The sequence below is a fragment of the Leptothoe sp. ISB3NOV94-8A genome (assembly GCF_043421595.1).
Lineage (GTDB): Bacteria > Cyanobacteriota > Cyanobacteriia > Phormidesmidales > Phormidesmidaceae > Leptothoe > Leptothoe turfae.
Window position 1 is genome coordinate 3623421 of sequence record NZ_JAXSQW010000001.1, and the last position, 26503, is coordinate 3649923.

The following is a 26503-nucleotide window of genomic DNA, read 5'->3' on the forward strand; positions in this document are numbered from 1 at the left end:
CTATGGTCCATCCCTTACCTTCCCCTCTCGCTCCTGGTGATTTGCTTTACGCTATTGCTCCCAGTGGCACTTTACGAGCAACCGAAAAATTCGAGGCAGGTCTGGCAGTGTGGCGAAAACGTGGTTATAGGGTGGAACTCAGCCCCACCTACGACACACGTTGGGGCTATTTAGCAGGTAGTGACGAGCAGCGTCGCCAGCAGTTACTTAACGCCCTGAAAGACCCTAGCTATCGTGGCGTACTATGTGTTCGAGGCGGTTATGGTGGCACCCGTCTGCTAGAAAACTTTCAATGGCCAACGGGCATTAATAAATGGCTCATTGGCTTTTCCGATATTACCAGCCTGCTGTGGAGCAGTCAGATGAGTGGCGGCGTCCATGGCCCCCTACTCACCACCATCAGCCAAGAAGCCCACTGGTCACTGCAACGGCTATTTAACTGGTTAGAAAACCAAACCCTAGAACCACTCAAAGGTCATAGCTGGGTCAGCGGCATCGCCACAGGCAAACTGCTGCCTGCCAACCTGACCGTGGCCACCTGCCTGCTGAACACCACCCATGAACCCAATTTTGCCGGAGCAATTCTGGCCTTTGAAGATGTAACCGAAGCACCCTATCGCCTCGACCGCATGCTCACCCACTGGCGGATGTTAGGCAAATTTGACCAGGTAGCAGGTATTGCCCTCGGTCGCTTTAGCCAATGCGAACCGCCAGCTAATATTCCTAGCTTCAGCGCTAAGGAAGTTTTACAAGAACGTCTGGGGGACCTGGGTATTCCCATCGTCGCTAATCTGCCCTTTGGCCATGATGGCGTCAATGCGGCCTTACCGTTCGGTATTCAAGCAAAAATAGAGGCCAGAGCCGATGGCCCTGGCCTCTTGTCATTTCCAAATCATTATCGACAACCGTTGTAGGGGCGTTCCATGGAACGCCCCTACAACGGAAATTCCTACGTAATTATGATTAGGCCTTAACCATTTTCTTCTCGCCGTCACCAACGGTAACGATTTCGGTTTCCATTTCATTCATCACCGTTTCTGACAATGCTGGAATCGAATCATCTCCGGTAATCAGACGAGCACCACGCTGATAGGTGAAATAATTCCAGCCCCACTGCAACAGCACTAGCAGCTTGTTATCAAATTCGATCAGGAAGTAGATATGAACAAAAATCCAGATAAACCAGGCAGGGAAGCCAGATAACTTCATAAAGTTCAGGTCGGCCACGGCCTCATTACGGCCAATCACGGCCAGGCTGCCCTTATTCTTATAATTAAACGCCGGAACTGGTTTCTTAGCCAACTTAGTCTTGATGGCATTAGCCAAATAGCTACCCATATCCATGGCAACAGCTGCAGTACCCGGCAAAGGCTTGCCTTCATCCTCCTGGTAGGCAAAGTGAGCCAAATCGCCACCAATATAAAGATTGGGATAGTTCGGCACACTCAAGTCAGAGTCAACAATGACTCGACCAATGCGGTCGGTTTCAGCGCCAGTCTTTTCTGCAATGGTTTTACCCAGGGGAGAAGCCTTAATGCCAGCCGCCCAAAGTACGGTGCAAGCCTGCATATCAGTCACGTTTCCATCGTGTTTGATGGAAACTGTGTCACCGTCGATATTGGTAACCAAGGACTGTGTACGCACCTCAACACCTAGCTTTTCCAAAGAAGCTTTAGCTGCAACCGACAAATCAGCAGGGTAAGGGGGCAACACCCGGTCCATACCCTCTAGCAAAATAATTTTGGTTTCCTGGGGGTCGATATCGGTGAAGTCATCCTTGATGGTCTCGTAGGCCAGCTCAGCCAGAGCTCCAGCTAGCTCAACACCAGTGGGACCAGCACCTACCACGAGGAAGGTTAGAAGTGCCTTACGACGTTCGGGATCGGTCTCCTTCTCAGCAGCCTCAAATGCCAAGAAAATACGACGACGCACCTCCAGGGCATCTTCGATAGTTTTCATTCCAGGGGCAACATCAGACCAATGATCATTACCAAAGTAATGATGGCTAGAGCCAGTCGCTAAAATCAGACTGTCATAATCAATGACTTCATTACGCTTGAGGCTAACCTTTTGAGCATCGGGATCAACATCCACAACCTCACCCATCAGCACTTTGACGTTCTTTTGACGACTGAGTATAGAACGTAGAGGCGAAGAAATATCACCAGCTGACAGTCCACCTGTAGCTACCTGATAAAGCAATGGTTGAAACAGGTGAAAGTTCCGTTTATCAATGAGCGTCACCCTCACTGGGGCCTTGCCCAAAGACTTGGCGGCGTAAAGGCCGGCAAAGCCTCCACCAACGATCACCACATGATGTAGAGATTTTTGCTGAGCTGTGGTTTTTTGGGCTATAGGAGCCTGACCAGAAAGGGCTGCTGTCATAGCATTAAAAACTATTACGTATGATTAACAATCTTATATCGTCTATCTCTGAGTTGAACGCCTAAACCAGGGTCTTCTTCAAGGTTTATTTATATATCAGCTCATGAAGTAGTCCTGACATAGGGGTTTTCCCTATTTTGAAGATTCCCTTTTTAAGAAAAAAGCCTGAGAAAGCTACCACAATCAGTCACAAAATCAGATGACGTATTTACTTCTCAGTATGTTTTTTAATGTGTCATGGGATTTACATACATGCTTCTATACTGTTCCGTCCGGAAGAATACATATCATTCAGATTCATGAGTCTGAAGCACCAAGACGGGGCTTGACTTGGTAATCTGATTAACCAGGTTTATAAAACAGTGCTAGGCGCATGTTTTTCTGATGGTTTAGACGAGACAAACTATTCAGATATTTCAGAGGGCAAATTGAGTTTGTGGGTTTGAGAGGGGGATAGACTATGGCTTTAATCGTCCAAAAGTACGGCGGCACATCGGTGGGCAGCGTTGAGCGGATCCAAACCGTTGCTGAACGGGTACAGGCAGCGGTACAGGCAGGCAATTCCGTTGTCGTGGTCGTATCAGCCATGGGCAAAACCACTGATAGCCTGGTCAAACTCGCTAGCGAAATTTCTAGCCAACCGAGTCGTCGAGAAATGGATATGTTGCTCTCCACTGGAGAGCAAGTATCCATTGCGTTATTGACAATGGCTCTCCAAGAACGAGGCCAGGCAGCGGTTTCTATGACCGGTGCCCAAGTTGGCATTGTGACAGAGGCTCGCCATAGCCATGCTCGTATTCTGCGTATTGAAACGGAGCGAGTCAAGCGCCACTTAGAACAGGGTCAAGTCGTTGTAGTTGCTGGTTTTCAAGGCATTAGTGATGCCCCTGATTTAGAAATTACCACCCTTGGTCGTGGTGGCTCAGATACCTCTGCCGTAGCGTTAGCTGCTTCCCTACAAGCGGATGCATGTGAAATCTGCACAGATGTTCCAGGGATTTTAACCACGGACCCGCGTTTGGTGCCATCAGCCCAGCTGATGACTGATATCACTTGCGATGAAATGTTAGAACTGGCCAGCCTGGGGGCCAAGGTTTTACATCCAAGGGCCGTGGAAATTGCCCGTAACTACGGAGTTACCCTGGTGGTGCGTTCTAGCTGGACTGAAGATCCTGGGACCAAGGTTACCGCCCCGAACAGACTGCCACGCCCCTTAGAAGGGTTAGAGCTAGCTCACCCGGTGGACGCTATCGAGTTCGATACGAACCAGGCCAAGGTAGCCTTGCTCAGGGTGCCAGATCGACCTGGCATAGCGGCCCAGCTATTTGGTACAGTGGCTCAGCAAAATCTCAACGTTGACCTGATTATTCAGTCCATCAACGAAGGGAACTTCAATGACATTGCCTTTACCGTTGAAAAGGATGTCTTGGAAGACGCCAAAAACCTGGCATCATCACTGATTCCTTCATTGCGAGGTACCTCTGAGGATGGCGATACGGTTGCTTTGGTCACTGATACCCAAATTGCCAAAGTGAGCATTGCTGGTGCCGGTATGATTGGTCGCCCCGGTGTTGCCGCCAAGATGTTCTCCACCTTGGCAGCCGCAGAGGTTAATATCCAAATGATTGCGACGTCTGAGGTCAAGGTGAGTTGTACCATTGCTGCTGAGGATTGCGATCGCACCATCGCAGCCCTCTGTAATGCCTTTGACCTCAATCAGTCACCCGCCCGCTTAGATGCCACTGCGACCGTCCCTGGCCCTGCTGTTCGTGGAGTTGCCTTAGACCGTAACCAAGCTCGCTTGGCTCTACGCTATGTACCCGACCAACCCGGCATGGCAGCCAAACTCTTCCAAGTCCTGGCCGATCGAGGCATCAGTGTCGACATGATCATCCAGGCCCAGCGCTGTCGCGAACTCAACGGCATTCAAACCCGTGATATTGCCTTCACAGTAGCCCAGGCTGATGCGGACATGGCTAGGGGCGTCCTCCAGTCTCTCGCGACCGAGTTTGGCAGTAGTGAAATTGTTCTGGATAAGGCCATTGCTAAAGTCAGCGCCGTCGGCATCGGCATGATGACCGAACCCGGCACCGCTGCAAAAATGTTTCAAGCATTGGCCGATAGCGATATCAATATCCAGATGATTGCCACCTCAGAAATCAAAATTAGCTGCGTCGTCGCTGAAGATAGCGGTATTGATGCCCTAAAGGCTGTGCACACCGCCTTTGGCCTAGCAGGTAGTCAAGAAATTAAAGTACCCGCCTAATGGATAGAGAGTAATGGGGAGTGGCACTTGCCCAGGAAAAACTTCTCTATCAACGCTCCACTTGCTCCAGCGACAAATGAGGTGCCACTGGTTTAATCACCGATATGGGTTTGGACAATTGATTAAATAACTCCCAAAGCACCTCATTAGCATCCGTTGTGGGTTGAGAGGACCGGGAAAGCAAAATATCGCGACACACCTGCCGAAACTCAGCATCATCCGCTGAAATGTGGATCCTCTCACGCTGACAAACCTGGGCAATCATCAACTTAGGACGTAAGCTAAATTGCCCTTCAGGAGCCACGTGTCTAAAAAACTGCTGCACAATCCTAATCACCAAAGTGGCAGCATCATTAGAAATGCCCGCTAATTCTATTAACAGCTGCTGCTGAGTCAAAACATCTGGTTCCGACAAATGTATGGTGATCAAACGATCCAGTAATGCAGTTTGGGTGCCATAGGTACCATAGTATTCTTCCGAATTCGAAGTAAAAATCACTCGAAATTCAGGATGAATGGAAACATACTCTGAGCCATGGTCACCAGTCAGCACTAGAATCCGCTCCTCTAAAGCAGATAACAAAGCCGTATTGAGCTCAGGGCGAGAACGATTAAATTCGTCATAGATCAGCGTCCAACCTTCGGCGCAAGCTAGCCTGAGCCAAGAGTCTTGCTGACCAGAAACAGTTAATTCATGACCACCGACAACTAGCAACATCGGACGCTTTCGACAGTCCGCTAAATGCATAGCTAACGTAGTTTTACCAATTCCCGTTGGACCTTCCAAGTGAATGGAATAGCCAGACCGCAAATATCGCAGCGCCCGCTTCATAATCTGGCCAAGTGCAGCAGTCTTTACAAACTGCTGAGGGCGCACCTGAATTACCGTGGACACCAAAGACACCGATCCCTTGTAAGTGGAGTATGGGCTATAACGTGTACACTGCCCATAAAGATTAGCTAATGCTGCTGTTAAAGATATCCCTATGAAAATGTTTCTACGTAGGAAGTGCCGATAGATAACTGAGAAGACCTACAAAAACATCTCAAAGATGAGCAACGGCATTTGCCTTAACATTCCCCAGTGGGGTATATCACTCTCTATTGTCCCCTCCCTAGGCCTATTCATAACCCAATAGGTGCTTTCCGCACTATTCAGGCTTAGCGTTATCTTTCGACTACTTAAGGAGCTACCGTCTGTTTTCCCAGACTTACTGATTCAGAGATCCTACTATTTTGCCAGGCCCACTGCTTTACAGGACCCACTGCTTTACAGGACCCACTGTTTTACAGGACCACTCGCCCCCGCTCGATTTGTCTAACTGATGGATTCTGCCTACATTGAGCGCCTATTACAGGCATTAAAAGATTCAGATGAAACTGTTCGCAATCAAGCAACAGGTGAGTTCTGGCATATGTGGTTTCACCAAAAAGGGATGCAAGGGGCCAAGCGTTTGATTGAAAGTCAGACCCTAGTAGAAGCAGAGCGGAATGATGAAGCCAAAGCCATTCTCGATGAACTCATTGTGACTGAACCTGACTTTGCCGAAGCATGGAACCGCCGTGCCGTTTTGAATTACATGCTCGGCAAATACCCAGCGGCTATTAACGACTGTGAAAAAACCCTTGAGCTCGTCCCTTACCACTTTGGCGCACTCCATGGTCTAGGGCTATGTCATGCATCCATCGGTAACTATCTAGATGCTATTCAATGCTTTCGTCGCACCCTAGATATTCAGCCGTTCTCCTTAATCAATCAACGGCTAATTTTGGAATGTACGGCCAAATTAACCTGATGCGCTGGTGGATCTAAAGTTGCTGTCTAGTGAACCGTGTTTTTGAAATGTCGCCCAGACTGCGAGTAACCACTTGCATTTTGTGAGACCCTGACAAAATACAATAGGCAATAACTTTAAAATTCGCTTCACGACGTATGCAAACCCTGACGCCCCCTTCTTCAAATACTGGTTTAAACGAACTGCTCGATACCAAAATTATTCGTCGCAAAACGCGTCCAGTGCCGGTTGGCAACGTCATCATTGGCGGCGGAGCTCCCGTCGTTGTGCAATCAATGATCAATGAGGACACCCTAGATATTGAAGGGTCCGTCGCCGCCATTCGCCGTCTGCATGAAATTGGCTGTGAAATTGTGCGCGTTACGGTTCCTAGCATAGCCCACGCTAAAGCCTTGGAAACCATCAAGGAGAAACTGGCAGCAACCTATCAAACAGTGCCTCTGGTGGCTGACGTACATCACAACGGCATGAAAATTGCCTTGGAAGTTGCCAAACACGTTGACAACGTACGCATCAACCCCGGCCTTTACGTGTTTGAAAAGCCTAGCGATGACCGTACTGAGTACACCCAGGCAGAATTTGATGCAATCGGTGAAAAAATCAGAGAAACCCTAGAGCCTTTGGTCATTGCCCTACGGGACCAAAACAAATCCATGCGCATTGGAGTCAACCACGGATCCTTAGCAGAACGCATGTTGTTCACCTATGGCGACACCCCTGAAGGCATGGTGGAATCGGCCCTGGAATTTATTCGTATTTGCGAATCCCTAAACTTCCATAATTTAGTGATTTCCCTCAAAGCCTCACGGGTACCTGTCATGCTGGCCGCCTATCGTCTCATGGCTCAACGCATGGATCAGCTAGACATGGACTACCCGCTGCACTTGGGGGTGACTGAAGCTGGGGATGGAGAATATGGTCGAATTAAATCGACAGCCGGTATTGGCACTCTCCTAGCCGAAGGCATTGGCGATACCATCCGTGTCTCTCTAACCGAAGCCCCTGAAAAAGAAATCCCAGTGTGCTATAGCATTTTGCAGGCCTTGGGCTTACGTAAAACCATGGTGGAGTACGTTGCCTGCCCATCCTGCGGGCGTACCTTATTTAATCTGGAAGAAGTTCTACACAAAGTACGCGCTGCAACTGACCATCTCACAGGATTAGATATTGCTGTGATGGGCTGTATCGTTAACGGTCCAGGGGAAATGGCAGATGCTGATTACGGCTATGTGGGTAAAACGCCTGGATATATTTCCCTGTATAGAGGGCGTGAAGAAATCAAACGTGTGCCTGAAGAAAGCGGCGTAGAAGAATTAATTAACCTGATCAAGAGTGATGGTCGCTGGGTAGAGCCGGACAAATAAGTGACATATCTGTAGAACAAATTACCGAGTACAGCATTCGGGGCTGTCATTTTTTCCTGAGGAAAAAATGACAGCCCCGGATATGTTTTAAGTACTGTTCAAGGAAAACTTCATCTCCAACTCATATCCATTTGTTAACTTGGAGCATAGAGCATGAGTCCAATGCACATTTAACCAGTCAAAAGCTAAGATTCCTTGCTAAATCTACTTACCGATTCCCGAGAGGAGTTGCTAAGCTGCATAAAATAACTAAATATTTCTATACCCCCTGCGGCAGTTGAGCAAAGCCTATATATTTGATAAGGGGTGTGAGTTAGTTATTTTGGCCGTTTGACTAGTTTCGTATCGTCCTATTGTTCTGGATCTCTTTTTTATGGCAACCAAGAAGCATGGCCTGATTTTGGGTGCAGCAGCGCTAGCAAGCATGGCTGTTGTCGTTGCAGGAACAAGCATTCACTGGTCTCAAAGTCAGGCGTTCTTTAAAGAGAGCCCGAAAGAGGTTATTGATGAAGTTTGGCAACTGATCGATCACGAATACGTCGACGAAACATTCAACGATCAAGACTGGCTAGCGATTCGCAACGACTATCTCAACCGTGACTACACAGATAGCACCGCGGCTTATGATGCCATCCGCGAGATGCTGGATTCTTTGGATGACCCCTATACTCGCTTCATGGATCCCCAAGAATTCCGCAATATGCAAATTGACACTTCGGGTGAGCTAACGGGTGTGGGCATCCAAATTTCCCAGGAGGAAGAAACAGAAGAAATCATCGTCGTTTCTCCCATTGAAGATACGCCGGCATTTGAGGCAGGAGTCCGCTCTGGAGATATTATTACCGGTATTGACGGAGAATCGACCGAAGGCATGGATCTAAGCGATGCGGTTAATTTGATCCGAGGTCCAGTGAATTCTGAGGTGACATTAACGGTCATCCGTGATGGTGAGCAGATAAACTTTGATCTTGTGCGTGCCCGCATCGAGATTCATCCTGTACGCTTTGCATATCATCCTGAACAGGAAGGTGGTGTTGGCTATATTCGTCTGACGCAGTTTAGTGCAAATGCGGCTTCTGAGATGCGTGAGGCGATTCAGGAACTAGAGCTACGGGATGTGACTGGCTACGTAATGGATTTACGTTCTAATCCGGGTGGATTACTTTACTCCAGTATTGATATTTCTCGCATGTGGCTCAGCGACGGCACCATCGTTTCAACCGTGAACCGTGAAGGTACCGTTGATGAGAATGTGGCCAGTGACCGCGCACTAACCGATAAGCCCCTGGTTGTATTGGTTGACGGTGGCTCTGCCAGTGCTAGTGAGATTCTGTCCGGAGCGCTACAGGATAATAATCGAGCGGTATTGGTGGGTACGAAAACCTTCGGCAAAGGTTTAGTGCAATCGGTCCGGGGACTTGGAGATGGGTCAGGGATTGCAGTGACCATTGCTAAGTACCTCACACCCAGCGGTCGCGATATCAATACCCTGGGCATTGAACCTGACTTTACCGTTGAACTGAGTGATGATGAGAGGGAATATCTGAGTGAAGACCGTGAACGGATTGGGACAGAAGAAGACCCTCAATACGCTAAAGCAATTGAAGTCTTAAACGATATCATTCGTGGCCAGCGAGAAGCAGCGAATGCTGGAGTAGTTTCGGTTAATTAAAAGCTGCTGTCACTCTCTATTTAGGCAAACATTTACCAGCTCGAATTAGCCCCACACGTTTAGCTATTGCTTCAGCTCGGCTCGCAAATGGTCCCCACATTTGTGGAGACTCACCTAGTTGAGCAAGTTCAGCCTGACTAAAAATTTCACAGTGTCCGTCAGTTTGCTTTATCACGTGCCAGGAATCGGATTCCTGGGTATTTTGAGTGTCTTCAGGTGTTTCAGCAGCCATAGTTTTCTGAACAGACATCAGTTCATGACTTACCCGTAACTTTTCTAGCCGTGAGATAGATTAGGCCGGACCACCAGGTCAATCCTACAGCTAGCCAGAATATACTCAGGGCTGGTAGGGGATATTGCTGGGATATGGGTGAAATCAGGAGTGCGATCGCAACAATCTGCACCACTGTTTTCACCTTACCCCACATATTGGCTCCTGTAATCGTCGCCTGCCCTACACGCCAACCGGCAATGGTTAACTCCCGGGCCAAAATCAAAAATACGCCCCAAGCAGGTACCGTTCCTAGTTGCACCAAGACCATTAACGGAGCCAGCACCAATAATTTATCCACCAGCGGATCTAAAAACTTTCCCAGGTCAGTCACCTGATTAAGACGTCGTGCTAAATAACCGTCCAGCCAGTCAGTACAAGCCGCTAGCAGAAACACAACCACTGCCCACCAACGATTGCTAGTCGAGGGCGAGGGACTTGCCAGCAAGCCAAACACTAAGGGAATCGCCATCAGTCGAGAAACAGTAATCCATGTAGGTAAATTCATGGGGCTCACCGATAGCTAATATAATCTTCCCGATAGTTCGGCGGCTCGACATGAATGGTGACCCGAATTGGCCCAAACACCTTCTCTAGTTTCTGTTCAACCACTTCAGTAATATCGTGGGCACTGACCACATCTTTGGGTTCCACAATCAAATGCATATCAATAAATACCTGGCGACCCAAGAGGCCTCGTGAAGCAATGCTATGACAGTTCAACACCCCAGGTACTCGCATTACTTCTCGATGAATTGCCTCTGGCGCAATGGCCATTTCATCCACTAGCCAGGGTAAATTTGCCGACAACACCAACCAGCCACTATGCAACACCAACACTGCCACCGGCAATGCCATCACAATATCTAACCAACCCAGCCCTCGCCACACCCCGATCAGACCCGCAATGACAACAATGGTGATCCAGATGTCACTCATCGTGTGGTGCGCATCAGCGATTAGCAGTTTGCTACCCAAACGCATGCCCACCCTGCGCTCATAAACAGCCACAATGATATTGATGCCCAATACCAACAACATGAGCCAAAGAGCTATAGGGGTAAGGATCACGGGGTCAGATCCCATCAACAAACGTTCAAACGCACCCCTCAAAATTTCAAAACAGGCAATTCCCAAAAAAGCCGCAATCCCTAAGGCACCGACAGCTTCATATTTCTGATGGCCATAGGGATGCTCTCGATCAGGCTCTGGAGAGGCTAACTGATTGGTCACCAATCCCAAAATGTTGTTGGCACTATCGGTAACACTGTGCAGCGCATCAGCCAACAAACTCAAGGACCCTGTCCAAAAACCGACCAGTACCTTGAGAAGCAGAACCAATACATTAAGAAGCAGGGTGATTAGCAAGACCTGCCTCACTTCAGACCGATAGCTAACACCAGATACTTCAGTAGACATGCACGACTTCTCCGCAGCATGTTTAATAGTAGCGAAGGACGTTCCCCTATGGCGTAATGCTTAACGCTAAAATTCTAAGCTGCTTGCTGCTGCTGCAATTGCAGACCATGCATATGGGCAAACAACTGCCAGCAGTAAGACTCTGGTAAACCACAGGTAAGAGCTCCTCTCATGACCACATCAAAATACCAATCACTGGGAGCATGCTCATGCCCCAACTTCTCTAACACAGTGTAGGTACGTGTGTTAGAGAACGTCTTACCTCGACATTCGATAGTGACTGGGTGGTGCACATAGCCTTCTTCACGGTGATCAAGCAGCGCACTTAAATGCCAGGGCAATGAGTACAATACTCCGTGCACCGTTGCACCGGGGGTGTGCATAATGTCTAAAACACCGCACTGACGACGGCGCGAGTATCGAAAAAAGCCAAGCCGATAGCCCTTTAGCTGGGCTGGTCCAATCACATAGGGATGGGTGTTTTCCCGCAAAGAGCGCTTGAGATCGACAGGACACATACATGACCCATAGGCAAAATAGTAAAACTGCTCAGAGTTTCCATGGATCATTGTTATTGCCACAGTCAATCTCCCTTATCAACCTCAGAAAATTCAGTAAGTTCAGCCAGCTTACTCAAAACTTACAAATTTAAATGTACGAATATGACAAGAATTTAACAGAGATGGCTGGGGAAATAGAAAATCACAACAATTCCACACGATTTTATAGACTTAGAAAGTAGTTCTATCAACCTCCATGCCACACATCCATGCCATTCATTGTCGGCCTAATCATTCTGCTGATCAGCCTGCCATTATGCTTTGCCATTGATGGTCTAGCGCATTTGACGCCTACTCTGTCAACAATGCCACTATGGCTGTGGCTGATCGTTGGCTCAATTCTATTGAGTTGGTTAATGAAGGATAGCTAATGGCAGAAATACTTGAGACAGGATAATTTACTTGCCATTGCGGATCCTCAGGAGGATTTAATCGGAAACAATAATGTAGAGCAAGCTTTCTAGATCGCTTCATTTCCTGAAGCAGTAACAGCATTTGCTTAATCCCTAACAAAGCAACTAATCCTAAACCGAGCAAGTAAGCTACTCTCTATACAAAGCTGTGTATAAACACGTCATCACAAGCCATGGCCAAGAACTTCGATTTAGAGCAATTAGAACAGCTTGCTGGAGGAGATAAAGCCTTTGAAAAAGAACTTTTGAGGATGTTTGTAGGGGATACTGAAAATAGTCTGACTCAGCTGACAACAGCACTCTCTACGGACAATCCAGTCGCTGTACAAGAGCTAGCACACTATATCAAAGGGGCCAGCGCAAACGTTGGTGCCACTGGGATGTCTAAAACTGCTGCCAAGCTTGAGATGCTGGCTAAGCAAGGCAACCTGAAAAATGCGGCCAATCACATAAGACAGTTACAAGCGCTACACCAAGAAGTAAAGCGGTTAGCGCGTTAGAGTATCATATTTACTACTTATTTTATCTAACACTGAAATGCCCAACTGTAGTCACAGGGACTACAGTTGGGCATTCAGGCTATTAATAACGCTGCGTTGACTGCACCTAGGCAGATGTACGACTCTCAGTAGGTTCGGTGGTGCCGTAAAGTTCTGGTAGATCACGTGATGGTGGTAGTGTCCGTGATTCCCGAGTCTCAATGTATCCTGTGTAGTAAGCCCCCGGTTCTATCTCCAAGGAACCTGCCACTACATCGCCTTCTAAACGGGCTGTACCGCTTAACATCAGCTTACCTTCAGCAAATACTCGCGCTTTCAGTACACCCTGAACCACAATGTCGTGAGCACGCACCTCCTGGCCTTCTACCAGGCCAGTTTTAGAAATTTCCAGGTCTCCCTGTATATCAACAATTCCGTGAACAATGCCATCAACAACTAACTTGCCTTCGGCATGAACGTTGCCCTCTAATTCACATGTTCTGCTGAGATAGGTAAAACTAGTCGCTGGCTTTCGCTTGAACATAAACACAGTAATCAGTACCCGTACGGTTGGACAGCAGTAAAAAATGAAAGCTCTACCACGGGGTAAGGCCCCCAGATGCACACTTAAGCTAAATTTTGGCTATTGAACCATACAATCAAAACTCTAAACTCTAACCATCTACTGGCTGGACAACGACTAAGCAGACTGCTGCTTCTGAAAAGTTAAGCCTTTCCTTGCCTAAACTCTAGCATCAGTTTTTGATTCAGACTGTCGCTCAAGCTATTTGTTTACTTGGTTTTTTATACAGGGGGGTGCAAGATTCGTCTATAGGCACAGACAATCACCGCGAACGAAAAGCATGGCCTATGGCCTACATAAATTCCCAGGTAAGCATTCCATGACTTTTTTTGAAACAATCTATCTAGAACACTTGTGTGGGATTAGCCTAACAGGCTGCTTAATATCAGAGATACAGTAGTTGTACCGATAGGAACCGTAAGATTATCGATACCGTATTTAGACACAGCTTCCAGGGCAGTGGCTGCGATCGCAACGCCTAAGGCCACCAACAGCAGCGACCCGCTCAGCCCTTGAAGCGAGCCGAGGACAATGAGCACAATCAGCGTACTTACGATCGCCATCGTTAAGCTACCTTCATAGCTTTTTTTCTCCCCCCACAGTTCATAGGGATGCCGCCCCCATCGCTGCCCCACCAAAGCAGCCAGGCCATCGCCCCAACACATAATTAAAATGCCAATGACACCAAAATAGGGATACCCTTGAGGCCAACACCAGGCCATCACCCCTCCAATACTGACCGCATAAAAAAAAGTCCCCCAGCTGCGGCGACCCACACTGTTAATTCCTGGCAAAATAGGCACCCGATAGGACACTAACGCCACACCTGCAAACACGACGGAGGCCGCTACCCCCATCCAAGCAGGCAACATGAACCACCAAGCCAACAAAATCACATGGCCTGCTCCAATGTGCACAATCTTACGGGTAATCTCTGGACCAAATCCCGAGCGCCGTGCCCCTTCAGAAACAGAACCAATCAGCAACAACCAGGCCAAAACCAAACCAACCTGCCAGCTATAGACTGTAAATCCCACCTCCAATTGCCCCATGCACTACCATCCGCATAATCATTCAACGCGATTGTAAAGCCTACACTAGATCCTCCCTAAATGCGGTTCCCCAATCAACCTCAGACTGCTATCTTGATGGGGAAATTCAGTCACAAGCTATCGCATGGGGAATACCTACAAGCGAGTATTACTAAAACTTAGCGGCGAAGCCTTAATGGGCAATCTAGCCTATGGCATTGATCCAACTATAGTAGATGCTATCGCTCAAGAAATTGCAGCCACTGCTGCTCAAGGAGTTCAAATTGCTGTTGTTGTCGGAGGTGGCAACATCTTTCGGGGAGTTAAAGGCGCTGCATCCGGGATGGATCGGGCAACGGCAGACTACATTGGCATGCTTGCCACCGTCATGAATGCCATGACATTGCAAGATGCCCTAGAACGGATTGATGTCCCTACACGGGTACAAACTGCCATTTCTATGCAGGAAATGGCCGAACCTTATATTCGGCGACGGGCCATTCGCCACCTTGAAAAAAATCGAGTGGTCATTTTTGGCGCTGGTTCCGGTAATCCTTTCTTTACAACCGATACTACAGCTGCCCTGCGTGCGGCTGAGATTAATGCCGAAGTGCTACTTAAAGCGACTAAAGTAGACGGCGTTTATGATTCTGATCCCAATACTAACCCCAACGCAAAACGCTACTCCAGTTTGACCTATAGCCATGTTCTGGCTAAAGATCTCAAAGTGATGGATGGTACTGCCATTGCACTGTGTAAAGATAACAACATCCCCATCATGGTGTTTAATCTAGCTGTTGCTGGCAATATTCAACGGGCCATGACTGGGGAACCAATTGGCACAATTGTGGGAGGATCTTGTGAAGTTAGCTGATATTAACGACGTAGAACAGGCGATGCAAAAGGCGGTTGAAGCCACGAAACGCTCTTTTAACACCATCCGCACCGGGCGCGCTAATGCATCCCTGCTAGACCGTATTTCTGTTGACTACTACGGTGCCCCTACCCCCCTGAAGTCAATGGCTAACATTAGCACCCCTGACCCGAGCACGCTGATGATTCAGCCCTATGATGCCAGCATTCTCAGTCAAATCGAAAAAGCGATTTCCTTGTCTGACGTTGGGTTAGTTCCCAACAATGATGGATCGGTGATTCGGTTAAACATTCCTCCACTAACGACCGAGCGTCGTAAGGAGTTTGTTAAACAAGCTGGTAAGTACGCTGAAGAAGGTCGCGTCGCCATCCGTAATGTCAGACGAGATGGCATGGACTTTGCGAAGAAGCAAGAAAAGAGCGGTGACCTGTCTGAAGACGAAGCCCGCGATTTACAAGATCAGGTACAAAAACTAACAGATCAATACATTAAGAACATCGATAAGACATTAGACGATAAAGAAAAGGAAATTATGAAGGTGTAATCGCACCATATTGGTTCATCCTTAGCACCTAATCATCTCAATCCTGATCGTCACCTATGCAAAATTTGGTGACCACAGCCGCTTAGAATAAGTTGCGTCATTACTATTTGAGGCCTTTCACCTGAAACAGTCAGCTCATCAGTTGGGCTGATTTCAGGCTGATTACCACAATCAATTAGTAGTACAGATAAAGCGGAGCATATGGGGTGTGCATGATGTTTGACTGTATCGTCGTGGGTGCTGGACCTGGAGGGAGCACAACCGCTTATCAATTGGCTAAGCGGGGTCGGTCGGTGTTACTGCTGGAAAAGCATACGCTGCCCCGCTACAAGCCTTGCACTGGTGCTGTAGCTCCCAGTATTGCCACCTGGTTGGACTTTGATATCACCCCTGCGATTGATCAGAAGCTGCGTCGTATCCGCTACACCTGGCAGCTGGATGATCCCATCGAAGCAGAACTCGAAACCGACGAACCCATGTGGATTGTACGTCGGGATATCTTTGACCAATATTTGATTGACCAGGCCCTTAAGGTTGGCGTCGTCGTTAAAGATGGCACGCCTGTTACGTCTATTAGCTTTAAAGATCAAACGTGGACAGTTAACACTGACCACGGCTCCTATGAAGGCCAGTACTTGATAGCCGCAGACGGAGCCGATGGCCCCATGGCTAAGTGGCTCGGATTCAAATCGGAAAAGGTCCGTCAGGGTTATGTGCTGGAAATCGATTTACCGACCCCAGAGCCCCATCCAACCATGGCGTTTGAATTTGGGTTAGTTAAACAGGGTTGTCTCTGGAATTTTCCTAAACATCAGGGTCACTCCTTGGGCATTACCCGCTTTTTAGGAGACAACCTTAAAGATCCCGAACAGTCTTTAGCAACCTTTGCCAGGGGTCTGGGTGACGATGCTGAGGCAGGGCAACTTTATTCCCATGGTCTTAAGCTTTGGAATGGCAACACTCCTCTCCACACAAAACAGGCCCTGTTAGTGGGCGAAGCTGCAGCTTTAGTCGATCCCATGACAGCTGAAGGTATTCGTCCAGCTATTTTTAGCGGAATTCAGGCCGCTAAAGCCATTAATAAGGCTTTGGATGGCGATAACAAAGCATTGGCCAACTACAGCCAAGTTATCCATGAAGAGTGGGGCAACGACATTCAATGGAGTCACCGGATCGCCAATATATTTTTCCGCATGCAAAAAATTGGTTATCGCGTTGGCATTAAACGACCGACAGCAACTAAACGATTGGGTCAACTACTAGCTGGTGAAATTCGGTACGCAGATCTAGCCAATCGAGTCATTAAACGTATCAGTGGTAGCCTTTTACCCGGCAGAGGGGCTTAAGTTTACTTTTTTAGACTTAGCTAGTCACTTTTACTGATTTACACAGAAATATTAATTCTTCGCATAAAATAAAAATTCACTTATGAAAATGTGAATTCACAAGGAGATAAAATACCCATTCACAAGTAAATACGGCAAACAGTATAGTTTGCTGCTAATTATATAAATTAAACCTTTAGATTAATTCCACCAATACAATCCCTTCTAAACACATTCTTCATAAGTTTAATAACTTTTATTTTTTAAATTCTCTAAGTTTTATCTATTTTTTTAGGTCGTAGTAAGCGCCTAAAAATAGGTCAGAACAAAGGCTCTAGCGGCAGCGGGGATCGCCCTTCAATCAAGCGATCCCCGCGCTTCTTGTAACTTTTGACACATTGTCGCGATCATGGAGACTTGTCATAATTAGGACCTGTCTACCTACTTAGCAATCTTTATGAGTACTGTGATTCAAACGATTCACTGCCCAAACTGTGGAAGGTCAGCCGAGCGTCACTATTTGAATGATCAGGAGTTAACTCGGACTCAATGTTCAGGCTGTGACTACTTGATGATTGTTTGCCAAAAAACTGGCAAAGTCATTGAAGCCTATGCACCAGGGATTACAGCTGCGATCGCACATTAAAAGAGCTTTAAATGTCTTGAAATACTCACAAAAAATGCAAAACTCTTTCCGTATAACTTTGGGCTAAGCGTTCACTTTGGATGCTCGCAATTGACCACAGGCAGCATCCTTTTCCAGCCCCCGCGAGTAACGAACACTGACGGCAATCCCGGCCGCTTTCAAACTATCGGTAAATTGGTTAACACGTTTACGTGAGGGACGCTGGTAATCTACCTCATCGATAGGATTATAGGGAATTAGGTTGACATGGCTTTGAAAGCCTCGCAACAGCTGTGACAACTCAGCCGCATGTTCGTTACAGTCATTCAAACCCGCTAGCAAAATATATTCAAACGTGACGCGACGTCCCGTCATAGCAATATACTCACGACATTCATCGAGTAAATCGGTGAGGGGGTAATGTTGCGCACTGGGAATCAACTGAGTGCGCAACGCCTGGTTAGACCCATGCAAACTGACGGCCAACGTTGTCTGCAAACGATACTGAGCTAACCGGCGAATTTGCCCCGGAATACCCACAGTCGAAATAGTAATGCTGCGCTGACCAATACCAATATCTTGATTAAGGCATTTAACTGCACCCACAACATTCTGAACATTGATTAGGGGTTCCCCCATCCCCATAAACACAATGTTACTGACCCGTTGATCAAACGCTTCTTGTACGGTTAGGACTTGATCAACAATTTCATGGGTTGCCAAATTACGAACAAACCCGCCTTTACCCGTTGCGCAAAAATCGCAGGCCATGGGGCAGCCCACCTGGGATGACACACATACGGTCAAACGCTTGTCCGTTGGCATACCAACGGTTTCAATGATCTGCCCATCATCTAAGCGCAACAGAAACTTAACCGTTTGATCAGCAGCAATAGAACGATGGTGAATGTCAGAACGCCCAATACATACATTTTCCATACCCTGACGCCAGGCCTTTGGAAAAACCGTAATGTCTGTTAAAGAACGCACACCTTTAGCGTATAGCCACTGGTGCAACTGCTTACCTCGATAGGCCGCCTGCCCCTGGGATTGTACCCACTCAGTCAATTCAGCTTGATTCATCCCCAGAAGAGGACGCTGAGCTGACGCATTGGTTAGTGAACCATCAAGGGTAGAAACCATGATTAAACACAATAAAAAATAGTCCAGACCCATGCTCTGGAACTATATCTTAGAAGATTTAGGTCGACCCTCAATTTTTCAACCTTGAGACAACGTCATTAATTAATTATTTGCCTCAGGATTTTCTTGAATCAGATCCACCAAGCCTTCAGTCAATGCTCGAGGATCCATAAAGACCACTTTTGAGTTATCGCTCTCACCCAGCTTCTGATTGGCATCTACATAGCGTTGCGCAATCAAGAATTTTAATATATCGCCCTGACTTAGCTGCCCATCAAAGGCTTGAGCAATCAAACGCATCGACTGTACATTGCCCTCTGCTTCGAGAATAGCGGCTTCTTTTTGACCTTCGGCTTTAGTAATCGCAGCCCGCTTAGCAATCTCAGCAGCCTGCTCAAGCCGCATGGATTCTTCCACTTCAGATGGAATCTTAATCTCTTGAACTTCTACACGATTGACTTTTACACCCCAGGGCTCAGTTGCTTCATCCAATACATCAAGCAGGGCCTTATTAATGGCTTCTCGGGAAGAAAAGGTTTCTTGAAGGTCCATCTTACCAATTTCAGATCGCAGCGTTGTCACCACCAACTCTTGGATAGCGGTTTCTACATCTTCAATGGCGTAGTAGGTTTTTTCAAGATCAAGAATTCGCCAGTAAATGACAGCATCTATCTCAACATTGACGTTATCTCGAGTCGTTGCACTTCTAGGCTCAATATCTAGAATTTGCTCGCGCAGTGTATCCTCAATCACAAGAGCATCCAACAATGGCACGATGAAATTAACCCCCGGTTCCAGGGTGGAGCGATAACGACCCAAACGTTCTATTAAAGCTGCGTTGCCTTCTTTGACAACCCTCACAGAACCAACCGAGTAGCCAATAATGATCAATGAAAGGATAGCGAGAATAGAAGAGCCCATGGGGAACCGAAACGCAATGGCGATGGATGAATGTGCTCATGGATAACACATCTTTTGAGTTTCTGTCTAGCGTACAGTAGGGAAATTGAGATACCCTGCTCTCCACGTAACATCAATTCTTGAAAAGGCACTACTCAAGACAGTCTTTATGTCAGAAAAATTAATAGTGCAACACATCATGAAACAGATCGGTGCCACTGCGCTTAAAACAATCCCACTCTTTTTAGGTCTTAGTCTCTGGGAAGCAGCAACCACAAGCGTTCTAGCCCAAATTGACCACAGCGGCTGTTATATCCAAGATCGCAATGGTGAATTTTATGACCTGAGTGTACTCTGTACCATCCCTAATGACGGCAATGTTGCACCGGTTTTACAGACCGGTGATGTGCAAGTGACGTTGCGCTGGAATACCAGCGATGATCTAGATCTCATCGTCGTTGACCCAGCCGGAAGCATTGTTGATTTTGGCTCTCCCACATCGCCTTCAGGCGGTCAACTGGATGTAGATGCCAATGGCTTTTGCCAAACTCAAAATTTCTCTCCGGTTGAAAATATCTTCTGGCCCACAGGCAGTGCTCCCGATGGCGAGTATTTGGCTTACGTTACCCTGGCTATCCCCTGTAGTTTAGAAGATCTGGCCAGTAACGATATCAATGCGGCAAATATCGCCTATGAAAATCTGGCAGTCCCCTACACTCTGACGATTTTGAATGATGGGGTGACAACAACCTATGAAGGCATGAGCAAACCTGAAGGATTGGGTGTAGACTACCCGTTTCAGGTAGGGCCGGTTACAGGCTCCAACGAAACGGATCTAGGAACCGATGAAGCACCTAAGGATGATTTAGAGCTGCCTAATTTTGGCCTACCAGAATTGTAGACAAGCACGGTCTAGCTAATGGCTAACGACGACGGCTTTGGTTTGAAGGACCTCGTCCCCCTGGTCCCCCTGGAAACAAACCCAATAGCGGTCCCAAAACCACACCAAAAATAAATCCACCGGCATGGGCCCAGTAGGCAACACCGCCTGTTCCCATATCTGCGCTGACACCCAGGCTAGCAATGCTGTTAAACGCTTGCATGACAAACCAAAAGCCTAGGAAAAAGACCGCAGGTATACGAACAGTTGTAAAGATAAAGAATAAAGGCAACAGTGTGAGAATTTGGGCCTTAGGAAAGCGAATGATATAGGCTCCCATCACTCCTGCGATCGCACCGCTTGCCCCCAATGTCGGAATCATCGAGCCTGGCGAAAAAATCCACTGAGACAACCCTGCCAACGCTCCACAGGCCAGATAAAACAGAATGAAGCGTCGGTGACCCATTTGGTCTTCGATGTTATTGCCAAAAATCCATAGATAGAGCATGTTACCCCCCAGATGGGCAGGCCCCCCATGGAGAAACTGAGAGCTAATCAGGGTAAACCATTCACCTATGGGATTAGCAGCCCGTCCAGCAAAGCTATCTGTCAGTTCAGCGGGGACAATCGCCCATACCGTAAAAAACTGATTAAGCGCCTCTTCTCCTGAGCCTTGAAGAGATAGCTCATACAAAAAAATCGCAACATTAAGGGCAATGATCACAAACACCACATAGGGCGTTGTGCGAGTCGGATTATTGTCGTTTAAAGGAACCACAAAAACGCTAGATAGGCTGGCTACCTACCCATTGTCGGTGATGAATGATGAGTTTTGAATGTTGAGTTTTAAGTTTTGAATTCTTGGCATTTTGTGGGGTGACATACCTAGATGCAATCCCTCTATGCAGCCTTAGGTTCAATGGGTTTGCCGCCCCAGACAGCCTTAATGGTGTCCAAAAAGGCAAACACTGAAGGCGGCTGTAGCGCATCCACCAGGGTTACCACCCCAATTACCCGTTCAAAGGGTTCTGGTAGCTGCGCAACGGTAATGTCGTCAGGGATAGGTTCAGCGGCTAACTTCGCCATAATGGTTGCCCCCAACCCCCGCCTTACCATACTGACAATGGTGGAATCTTCCCTCACGTCATAGGCAAAGTTGATCGATTGAGCATGGCGGGTTAAATATTGCTCAATGTTGTAGCGACAGCCATCGCCAGGGGGTGTTTGAATTAAGGGATATTTAAATAATTGCTCCCAGGTTAGTTGAGCATCCATGGGTTTAGCGGCAGGGGGCAATAACACCACATATTCATCCCGCAGCAGTTCCCATGCTTCAAAGTCGGCACTGGTGGGTAAATAAGTAAAGCCAATATCAATACGTCCCTGGCGTAGATAGTCTTCGACAAGGTGGTAATGACTAAACTCATCAATGGTCACACTGATGCCGGGATACTGCTGACGAAAGCGTTCGATCACCGCTGGCAAAATGTGGGTGGCCACACTGCGGAAGCCCCCCAAGCGCACCTGACCTGATTGCAACCCCTTCGCTAGCTGGGCCTGCTGACAAATTTTTTCTAGTCGGTCCATCACTTGCTCTGCTTCTGCTGTGATGGCTTCGCCGACGGGGGTGAGGACGGCCCCCTGGCGGCCTCGGTTAAGAAGGATCACACCAAGCTCGGTTTCTAGGGTTGCGATCGCATGACTCACCGCCGACTGCGATAGCTCTAACTGTAACGCTGCATCACTAAAAGTACCGGTCTTAGCAATAGCCACCAGTGCCCTGAGTTGGGAAAGTTTGAGTCGATTGGGATTGCTCTCGGCCATGGAGCACCTAATAATTGGACGATGCTTAAAACCGCATCCAAGTTAAAGCCCCTAAAGTCGTCTAAAACTATGGGTATGAATACGGCCTATATTAAATATTGCCTTAGGGTGCTCAATAAAATCGATTAAATTCATCTATACCTTTTATGCAACCCGTGAAGTAGATCATTTGATCTATTTGCTGGCCGGACATAGACTAGAAAATTGGGCAAATAGCTAACAACGCTGACAACCATGGGTCTAATCAGCATTCGCCCGGAGGGTTTATAGCGTTCCCCAAGCAGCCTTTGCCTCTGGATGGATGGCAGTGCGGGGAGCCCGCCGTCATCGTGGCTACGAACAAAGAATTTTCATCATTTTGTAGTTTTCTACAAAGGTTCATAGCAATTTTTATTAAACAGATTGCAGGGTTTGATTATTGTCGAAAATGCTACTGAAAAATTAGTGTAGATACACCATTAGACAGGGTTTTCTGATATTTGAACGATCTCTGTCATCGGTACCAACGAAATGCTTGCCATAACCTTGTGCATCTCACCTAAACGAGCAAAAACGAGTCCGAGATCGGGGGCGATTGACCGTTAATGCTTTAGCATCTACAGCAGCCATAGATAGTGAACATGAACCATGGGCCCCACATTCAACGAAGCAACTACCGGTAAAATCCTGATTGTTGATGACCACCAGGTTGTACTGAGCGGCACCATCGACATATTACGGCAGCACTATCCAACCTACGAGCTGTTGACCGCTAAGACAGCCCAGGAAGCTCTAGAACAGCTAGCCAACCATCGCCTCAGCCTGGTTGTTTTAGATTTATCCATTCCTGAGGCCTACCAACAAGATGCCAAGGTAGAAACTGGCATTGAGCTGCTCAGGCAGGTGATGAAACATTACCCAGAGCAAAATATTACTGTCCAAAGTACCTACATTAAAGCTTTGGTCAGAGTTCGTTCAGAGATCGATAGTCATGAAGGTGGCTTCACCATCGTCGATAAGAGCATGTCCAGCCAGGACATTTTTCAGCGGGTTGACGGTGCCCTTAAAGGGTTTAGCCACACTAGAGGCATCAAGGCTCTGCAGGCTGGTATTGAACTTAAACCTGAGTGGTTAGACGTACTTACGTTAGCTTTTCACGAAGGGTTGCAAGATAAAGCTATTGCCCAAAAATTAAACGTACAACCCAGCACAATTCGTCACTATTGGAACAAGCTCTACGACGTTCTAGAAATTGACCCTGAACTTGATAAAAAAGACGGCAAAAATTTGCGCAGCCTGACTGAGATCCGGGCGCGTGAGCGAGGGCTACTGGACTAATGGAGGAGCAACGCCGCCGGGACAGGGTCTTAGATATCTTCAAAACTAGCCTGTGGGGTTTTGGCATCATTGCTTCAGTTTTGGGAGCCCGCACTCTAGGCGCATTTCACGCCCTAGAGTTGATGGTGCTAGATCGTTTTTTTACGCTCAACACCCGGCTTTCTATTGAAGCTCCAGATCAGAAAATTGCAATTGTGCAAGTTGGTCAGCCCTTTGTGGAAGGGTCCGCTGATAAAGGTTACACAATCACTGCCGACTCCCTGGCAAACGTTCTAGAAGACATCTTCAACAGTGACCCCGCTGTTGTTGGCACCGATATTGTTTCGTATAGAATCACAGGCGATCACCAGGAACTGCTATCTGTTATCAATCAACATTCCAACTTGATCACAGTTGAAAATAGCGACCCCAACATTGCTGAACCCATTCCAGGACTCACTAGCCAACAATTATCTACTCAGGTAGGGTTCAACGATCTGATTTTTGATAGGGATGGCACTGTCCGTCGAGCTTTACTAGGCTCTTCGTTTCAAGGAGAGTCTAATGACTTCAAATTTTCCTTTCCAGTTCAAGTAGTTCGAGAGTATTTCAAAAACAGAGTTCAAAATACTGAAAGCGAAGCCATTGAGTTGGCAAATGGTCTCGAAGATACAGGCACCATGCGCTTTGGTTCTGCTGAGATACCGCGTATCCGACCTATTTATGGATATACCGAGCGAGAAATAGAGGGCGTTGAAACCCTGATTAACTACAGAGGCCAGATCACCCCTTTTAAAGTGATCAGTGCCAGGGAGTTACTGGTATCAGCAAACAAGGATGAGCTCATCAAAGATAAAATCATCATCCTCAATTTAGAGGGCCTATCACCGGGATTTGCAGTTCCTCTCACCAGGGTATTTAGAAGTAGTTTGAATGATAACGATAACGATCAGATAGTGACTGGCATTGAAATTCAAGCTCATATTATTAGTCAATTAGTCCAAGCAGTTGAATCCCAAAGACCTTTAATTTCAACCCATCAATCTGCACAGTATATATTTTTAATCATTTTCTCAATACTGGGTATCAGCTGTAGCAGATTCTCAAAGGACGTCATCAGCAACATTATTAGCCTATCAATCGTTATTTTTTCAGGTACTTTATTAAGCTATTTATTATTGCTAAATCTAGGTTTTTGGCTGCCCCTGACTGCGACTCTGATATCTACAACGGCTAATGGACTGATTTATATTAACTATGCTCAGAATAAGCGTCGCTGGGAAAAACTAATGGCGCAACGGAATCTAGCTCTCGAAAAGGAACGTCAGTTGTCTGAGCAATTAGATTCTCAACGCCAAAAAACAATTGAGAATGTATTTGACTCCATTCATAATGGTCCCTTGCAAACATTGGCAAATCTTCTCAGGCGAACCCGTGACGAAACTATTAATTTATCTGAAGTTTGTTTAAGTCTAGAAGATCTCAACCGTGAAATTCGCTACATAGGTGACTCGATTAAACAGGACGCTAGCGATCGCAAACATACCCTCGACGTTAGCTACGCTGGCACTAAGTTTGATTTAGGTATACCTCTGCACGAATTATTTCAAGAGGTTTATGATGCCATGTTATCAAGGCCATTATTAGGGTTTTCTAACCTTAAGTTCACCATCATATCGTTTGACCCAATTGAGTCCGAGAAATTAAGCATTGAAGTTAAACGCAAGCTATGTAGATTTTTAGAAGAAGCCCTCGGTAATGTTGGCAAACATGCAGTTGGTTCAACTCGTCTAGTCGTAACGGGGAAACATAAAGACAGTCATTATGAGCTGACCGTAGCTGATAACGGACCTTGCGAAAAACTTGATGAAGTGGAAACAGGAGAAGGAACACGCATTGGCAAGGAAGTCTCTAAATTAACGAGAGGTCAATTTATCCATAGACTCAACAAACCTAAGGGATTTCTATGTCAATTAACCTTCCCTATATCTACTTAATTTAATAATTAAAAGCCGTTTTTAAAGTGTTGCTTTTGAATATCAGGTAAGCATATAAAGATTAGGAATTAAATACATTTATCTTCGAATTTAAGCCCTGATCAACACACAATAGGAACGTATTTATGAGGTGTCACTTAGTAACATTTAGGAGGTGATAAAAACGACTACTTTAAGAGTGACTAAAAGACTATGGCTCCATATTGTCATAGCATCATTGATTTCAATGCCAATCATTTCTGTATTGGATAGTGCAGCTAGTGCCAACTATGTCCCCCCCCCGGACGCCGGACGCTCTGGTGATGGTAATGGTGGTTTCGGCTCCAGCCGTTAACTATCCACATTAGGAAATGATTTAAATCACAGAAGCGGGGTGATTTCATGGGAAATCACCCCGCTTTTTTAGTAAAGTGTCTACAACGTTGTAGAAAAGTTCAAAGGGCTTTGGAGAGAAGATCTGAGAAGCCTGAAGAAAAGCCCACAAAGGTCTGCATAAAAGCAAATTGTTTTGAAAAGAAGCCTTAGCTATTCTGTGATTGTTCGATAAAGCATCAGTGATACAGCTTACTTTCCTGCATGGCTAGCTGATTTTCCATCCATATCATTAATTCCAGATGTCTGATGGTCATGCCGCTTTTTCAACATCCTTTGCTTTTCTCGGAGCTTGTGCAATGCCCTTTCTACCACTTTTTACCGTTTGTCTCGCTTTCTTTCTCTTTTCTGAGGTCTTAACTCCTAAGTCCAAGAAAAAGGAAACAAAAGACGTACCTACAAAATTGTTAATTGAGTTAACAAGCGCTGAAGGCAGTGCTGAGTAACTGGGCAATCATTTGAATAAGCACTAACCCCCACCATC

General features: G+C 46.8%; 26 protein-coding genes. 14 read left to right on the forward strand and 12 right to left on the reverse strand.

All coding sequences use genetic code 11. The annotated features are described in order from the left end of the window. Positions 1 to 2: 2 nt before the first annotated feature. Positions 3 to 914, forward strand: coding sequence for a S66 peptidase family protein (locus SPB21_RS15295; protein WP_499867066.1), 912 nt, complete (start codon positions 3 to 5; stop codon positions 912 to 914). A gap of 49 nt (positions 915 to 963) precedes the next feature. Here the strand turns inward: SPB21_RS15295 and SPB21_RS15300 are convergent, their stop codons facing one another. Then, positions 964 to 2385, reverse strand: a complete 1422-nt coding sequence (locus tag SPB21_RS15300; RefSeq protein WP_499867067.1) for an NAD(P)/FAD-dependent oxidoreductase — start codon at positions 2383 to 2385, stop codon at positions 964 to 966. A gap of 460 nt (positions 2386 to 2845) precedes the next feature. On the opposite strand from SPB21_RS15300, the gene SPB21_RS15305 reads away from it, so the two are divergent. Beyond that, on the forward strand, positions 2846 to 4651 hold the full coding sequence (locus tag SPB21_RS15305; protein ID WP_163698457.1) for an aspartate kinase: 1806 nt from the start codon (positions 2846 to 2848) through the stop codon (positions 4649 to 4651). Positions 4652 to 4700: 49 nt separating this feature from the next. Here the strand turns inward: SPB21_RS15305 and SPB21_RS15310 are convergent, their stop codons facing one another. Next, a complete protein-coding gene (locus SPB21_RS15310; protein WP_499061898.1) occupies positions 4701 to 5546 on the reverse strand; it encodes an AAA family ATPase in 846 nt (281 codons plus the stop codon). Positions 5547 to 5976: 430 nt separating this feature from the next. On the opposite strand from SPB21_RS15310, the gene SPB21_RS15315 reads away from it, so the two are divergent. The 3 genes from SPB21_RS15315 to ctpC all read left to right on the forward strand — a co-directional run bounded on the left by SPB21_RS15315 (position 5977) and on the right by ctpC (position 9483). Next, positions 5977 to 6447 carry a tetratricopeptide repeat protein gene (locus tag SPB21_RS15315; RefSeq protein ID WP_163667811.1) on the forward strand — a complete coding sequence of 157 codons (471 nt, stop codon included), beginning with the start codon at positions 5977 to 5979 and terminating at the stop codon, positions 6445 to 6447. A gap of 137 nt (positions 6448 to 6584) precedes the next feature. Continuing rightward, on the forward strand, positions 6585 to 7811 hold the full coding sequence (gene ispG, locus SPB21_RS15320) for a (E)-4-hydroxy-3-methylbut-2-enyl-diphosphate synthase (RefSeq protein ID WP_163667809.1): 1227 nt from the start codon (positions 6585 to 6587) through the stop codon (positions 7809 to 7811). A gap of 373 nt (positions 7812 to 8184) precedes the next feature. Then, a complete protein-coding gene (ctpC, locus tag SPB21_RS15325) occupies positions 8185 to 9483 on the forward strand; it encodes a carboxyl-terminal processing protease CtpC (protein WP_163667807.1) in 1299 nt (432 codons plus the stop codon). A gap of 16 nt (positions 9484 to 9499) precedes the next feature. Here the strand turns inward: ctpC and SPB21_RS15330 are convergent, their stop codons facing one another. The 4 genes from SPB21_RS15330 to SPB21_RS15345 form a co-directional block, all read right to left on the reverse strand. Continuing rightward, the gene (locus SPB21_RS15330; protein ID WP_499061825.1) at positions 9500 to 9733 is read right to left on the reverse strand and encodes a DDE transposase family protein; all 234 of its coding nucleotides are present in this window, start codon (positions 9731 to 9733) and stop codon (positions 9500 to 9502) included. 4 nt (positions 9734 to 9737) lie between these two features. Further along, positions 9738 to 10262 (reverse strand): CDP-diacylglycerol--glycerol-3-phosphate 3-phosphatidyltransferase, encoded by a 525-nt coding sequence (pgsA, locus tag SPB21_RS15335; RefSeq protein ID WP_499061824.1) that lies wholly within the window; start codon positions 10260 to 10262, stop codon positions 9738 to 9740. Positions 10263 to 10267: 5 nt separating this feature from the next. Beyond that, positions 10268 to 11173, reverse strand: a complete 906-nt coding sequence (gene cdf31 / locus SPB21_RS15340) for a CDF family zinc efflux transporter Cdf31 (protein ID WP_499867068.1) — start codon at positions 11171 to 11173, stop codon at positions 10268 to 10270. A 74-nt stretch (positions 11174 to 11247) separates the two neighbouring features. Then, positions 11248 to 11742 (reverse strand): gamma-glutamylcyclotransferase, encoded by a 495-nt coding sequence (locus tag SPB21_RS15345; RefSeq protein WP_163671761.1) that lies wholly within the window; start codon positions 11740 to 11742, stop codon positions 11248 to 11250. A gap of 577 nt (positions 11743 to 12319) precedes the next feature. Between SPB21_RS15345 and SPB21_RS15350 the strand changes: the two genes are divergently transcribed. After that, entirely contained in the window at positions 12320 to 12646 is a 327-nt protein-coding gene (locus SPB21_RS15350) for an Hpt domain-containing protein (protein ID WP_006515289.1), read from the forward strand. Positions 12647 to 12752: 106 nt separating this feature from the next. Here SPB21_RS15350 and SPB21_RS15355 read toward each other — a convergent pair whose 3' ends face one another. Together SPB21_RS15355 and SPB21_RS15360 are read right to left on the reverse strand one after the other, a co-directional pair. After that, the gene (locus SPB21_RS15355; RefSeq protein ID WP_163667798.1) at positions 12753 to 13169 is read right to left on the reverse strand and encodes a bactofilin family protein; all 417 of its coding nucleotides are present in this window, start codon (positions 13167 to 13169) and stop codon (positions 12753 to 12755) included. A 401-nt stretch (positions 13170 to 13570) separates the two neighbouring features. Further along, on the reverse strand, positions 13571 to 14260 hold the full coding sequence (locus SPB21_RS15360) for a diacylglycerol/polyprenol kinase family protein (protein WP_163667796.1): 690 nt from the start codon (positions 14258 to 14260) through the stop codon (positions 13571 to 13573). 124 nt (positions 14261 to 14384) lie between these two features. Here SPB21_RS15360 and pyrH point away from each other — a divergent pair, with 124 nt between their 5' ends. The 4 genes from pyrH (at position 14385) to SPB21_RS15380 (ending at position 17628) form a co-directional block, all read left to right on the forward strand. Continuing rightward, entirely contained in the window at positions 14385 to 15113 is a 729-nt protein-coding gene (gene pyrH / locus SPB21_RS15365; protein WP_006515286.1) for a UMP kinase, read from the forward strand. Then, a complete protein-coding gene (gene frr, locus SPB21_RS15370) occupies positions 15100 to 15657 on the forward strand; it encodes a ribosome recycling factor (RefSeq protein WP_163667793.1) in 558 nt (185 codons plus the stop codon). Before pyrH ends, frr begins: the two co-directional genes overlap by 14 nt. A gap of 215 nt (positions 15658 to 15872) precedes the next feature. Next, the gene (locus tag SPB21_RS15375) at positions 15873 to 17003 is read left to right on the forward strand and encodes a geranylgeranyl reductase family protein (protein ID WP_163671760.1); all 1131 of its coding nucleotides are present in this window, start codon (positions 15873 to 15875) and stop codon (positions 17001 to 17003) included. A 436-nt stretch (positions 17004 to 17439) separates the two neighbouring features. Next, positions 17440 to 17628, forward strand: a complete 189-nt coding sequence (locus SPB21_RS15380) for a hypothetical protein (protein ID WP_006515283.1) — start codon at positions 17440 to 17442, stop codon at positions 17626 to 17628. Between the two features lie 63 nt (positions 17629 to 17691). Here the strand turns inward: SPB21_RS15380 and rlmN are convergent, their stop codons facing one another. Both rlmN and SPB21_RS15390 read right to left on the reverse strand, forming a co-directional pair. Beyond that, the gene (rlmN, locus tag SPB21_RS15385; protein WP_163667790.1) at positions 17692 to 18750 is read right to left on the reverse strand and encodes a dual-specificity RNA methyltransferase RlmN; all 1059 of its coding nucleotides are present in this window, start codon (positions 18748 to 18750) and stop codon (positions 17692 to 17694) included. Positions 18751 to 18852: 102 nt separating this feature from the next. Beyond that, positions 18853 to 19671, reverse strand: a complete 819-nt coding sequence (locus SPB21_RS15390) for an SPFH domain-containing protein (protein WP_163667787.1) — start codon at positions 19669 to 19671, stop codon at positions 18853 to 18855. Positions 19672 to 19849: 178 nt separating this feature from the next. Between SPB21_RS15390 and SPB21_RS15395 the strand changes: the two genes are divergently transcribed. Beyond that, positions 19850 to 20551, forward strand: coding sequence for a DUF2135 domain-containing protein (locus tag SPB21_RS15395; protein ID WP_163697800.1), 702 nt, complete (start codon positions 19850 to 19852; stop codon positions 20549 to 20551). 22 nt (positions 20552 to 20573) lie between these two features. Here the strand turns inward: SPB21_RS15395 and SPB21_RS15400 are convergent, their stop codons facing one another. Both SPB21_RS15400 and SPB21_RS15405 read right to left on the reverse strand, forming a co-directional pair. After that, on the reverse strand, positions 20574 to 21308 hold the full coding sequence (locus SPB21_RS15400; RefSeq protein ID WP_163667781.1) for a rhomboid family intramembrane serine protease: 735 nt from the start codon (positions 21306 to 21308) through the stop codon (positions 20574 to 20576). Between the two features lie 122 nt (positions 21309 to 21430). Continuing rightward, the gene (locus tag SPB21_RS15405) at positions 21431 to 22354 is read right to left on the reverse strand and encodes a LysR family transcriptional regulator (RefSeq protein WP_163667778.1); all 924 of its coding nucleotides are present in this window, start codon (positions 22352 to 22354) and stop codon (positions 21431 to 21433) included. 627 nt (positions 22355 to 22981) lie between these two features. On the opposite strand from SPB21_RS15405, the gene SPB21_RS15410 reads away from it, so the two are divergent. The 3 genes from SPB21_RS15410 to SPB21_RS15420 all read left to right on the forward strand — a co-directional run bounded on the left by SPB21_RS15410 (position 22982) and on the right by SPB21_RS15420 (position 26465). Further along, the gene (locus SPB21_RS15410; RefSeq protein ID WP_163667775.1) at positions 22982 to 23671 is read left to right on the forward strand and encodes a response regulator; all 690 of its coding nucleotides are present in this window, start codon (positions 22982 to 22984) and stop codon (positions 23669 to 23671) included. Then, complete coding sequence (locus SPB21_RS15415; RefSeq protein ID WP_499867071.1) at positions 23671 to 25647, forward strand: sensor histidine kinase; 1977 nt, start codon at positions 23671 to 23673, stop codon at positions 25645 to 25647. Before SPB21_RS15410 ends, SPB21_RS15415 begins: the two co-directional genes overlap by 1 nt. A 614-nt stretch (positions 25648 to 26261) precedes the next feature. Then, positions 26262 to 26465 carry a hypothetical protein gene (locus SPB21_RS15420; RefSeq protein ID WP_163667768.1) on the forward strand — a complete coding sequence of 68 codons (204 nt, stop codon included), beginning with the start codon at positions 26262 to 26264 and terminating at the stop codon, positions 26463 to 26465. Positions 26466 to 26503 lie beyond the last annotated feature (38 nt).

What these genes read in the sequence shown, in the direction of transcription:
- SPB21_RS15390 (WP_163667787.1), bottom strand. Translation starts at nt 19,671, where the DNA reads ATGGGCTCTTCTATTCTCGCTATCCTTTCATTGATCATTATTGGCTAC.
- SPB21_RS15350 (WP_006515289.1), top strand. Translation starts at nt 12,320, where the DNA reads ATGGCCAAGAACTTCGATTTAGAGCAATTAGAACAGCTTGCTGGAGGA.
- SPB21_RS15405 (WP_163667778.1), bottom strand. Translation starts at nt 22,354, where the DNA reads ATGGCCGAGAGCAATCCCAATCGACTCAAACTTTCCCAACTCAGGGCA.
- cdf31 (WP_499867068.1), bottom strand. Translation starts at nt 11,173, where the DNA reads ATGTCTACTGAAGTATCTGGTGTTAGCTATCGGTCTGAAGTGAGGCAG.
- ctpC (WP_163667807.1), top strand. Translation starts at nt 8,185, where the DNA reads ATGGCAACCAAGAAGCATGGCCTGATTTTGGGTGCAGCAGCGCTAGCA.
- SPB21_RS15295 (WP_499867066.1), top strand. Translation starts at nt 3, where the DNA reads ATGGTCCATCCCTTACCTTCCCCTCTCGCTCCTGGTGATTTGCTTTAC.
- SPB21_RS15355 (WP_163667798.1), bottom strand. Translation starts at nt 13,169, where the DNA reads ATGTTCAAGCGAAAGCCAGCGACTAGTTTTACCTATCTCAGCAGAACA.
- SPB21_RS15380 (WP_006515283.1), top strand. Translation starts at nt 17,440, where the DNA reads ATGAGTACTGTGATTCAAACGATTCACTGCCCAAACTGTGGAAGGTCA.
- SPB21_RS15395 (WP_163697800.1), top strand. Translation starts at nt 19,850, where the DNA reads ATGAAACAGATCGGTGCCACTGCGCTTAAAACAATCCCACTCTTTTTA.
- rlmN (WP_163667790.1), bottom strand. Translation starts at nt 18,750, where the DNA reads ATGGTTTCTACCCTTGATGGTTCACTAACCAATGCGTCAGCTCAGCGT.
- SPB21_RS15300 (WP_499867067.1), bottom strand. Translation starts at nt 2,385, where the DNA reads ATGACAGCAGCCCTTTCTGGTCAGGCTCCTATAGCCCAAAAAACCACA.
- SPB21_RS15415 (WP_499867071.1), top strand. Translation starts at nt 23,671, where the DNA reads ATGGAGGAGCAACGCCGCCGGGACAGGGTCTTAGATATCTTCAAAACT.
- SPB21_RS15345 (WP_163671761.1), bottom strand. Translation starts at nt 11,742, where the DNA reads ATGATCCATGGAAACTCTGAGCAGTTTTACTATTTTGCCTATGGGTCA.
- SPB21_RS15305 (WP_163698457.1), top strand. Translation starts at nt 2,846, where the DNA reads ATGGCTTTAATCGTCCAAAAGTACGGCGGCACATCGGTGGGCAGCGTT.
- ispG (WP_163667809.1), top strand. Translation starts at nt 6,585, where the DNA reads ATGCAAACCCTGACGCCCCCTTCTTCAAATACTGGTTTAAACGAACTG.
- SPB21_RS15420 (WP_163667768.1), top strand. Translation starts at nt 26,262, where the DNA reads ATGTCTGATGGTCATGCCGCTTTTTCAACATCCTTTGCTTTTCTCGGA.
- pgsA (WP_499061824.1), bottom strand. Translation starts at nt 10,262, where the DNA reads ATGAATTTACCTACATGGATTACTGTTTCTCGACTGATGGCGATTCCC.
- SPB21_RS15330 (WP_499061825.1), bottom strand. Translation starts at nt 9,733, where the DNA reads ATGTCTGTTCAGAAAACTATGGCTGCTGAAACACCTGAAGACACTCAA.
- SPB21_RS15410 (WP_163667775.1), top strand. Translation starts at nt 22,982, where the DNA reads ATGGGCCCCACATTCAACGAAGCAACTACCGGTAAAATCCTGATTGTT.
- SPB21_RS15315 (WP_163667811.1), top strand. Translation starts at nt 5,977, where the DNA reads ATGGATTCTGCCTACATTGAGCGCCTATTACAGGCATTAAAAGATTCA.
- pyrH (WP_006515286.1), top strand. Translation starts at nt 14,385, where the DNA reads ATGGGGAATACCTACAAGCGAGTATTACTAAAACTTAGCGGCGAAGCC.
- SPB21_RS15375 (WP_163671760.1), top strand. Translation starts at nt 15,873, where the DNA reads ATGTTTGACTGTATCGTCGTGGGTGCTGGACCTGGAGGGAGCACAACC.
- SPB21_RS15360 (WP_163667796.1), bottom strand. Translation starts at nt 14,260, where the DNA reads ATGGGGCAATTGGAGGTGGGATTTACAGTCTATAGCTGGCAGGTTGGT.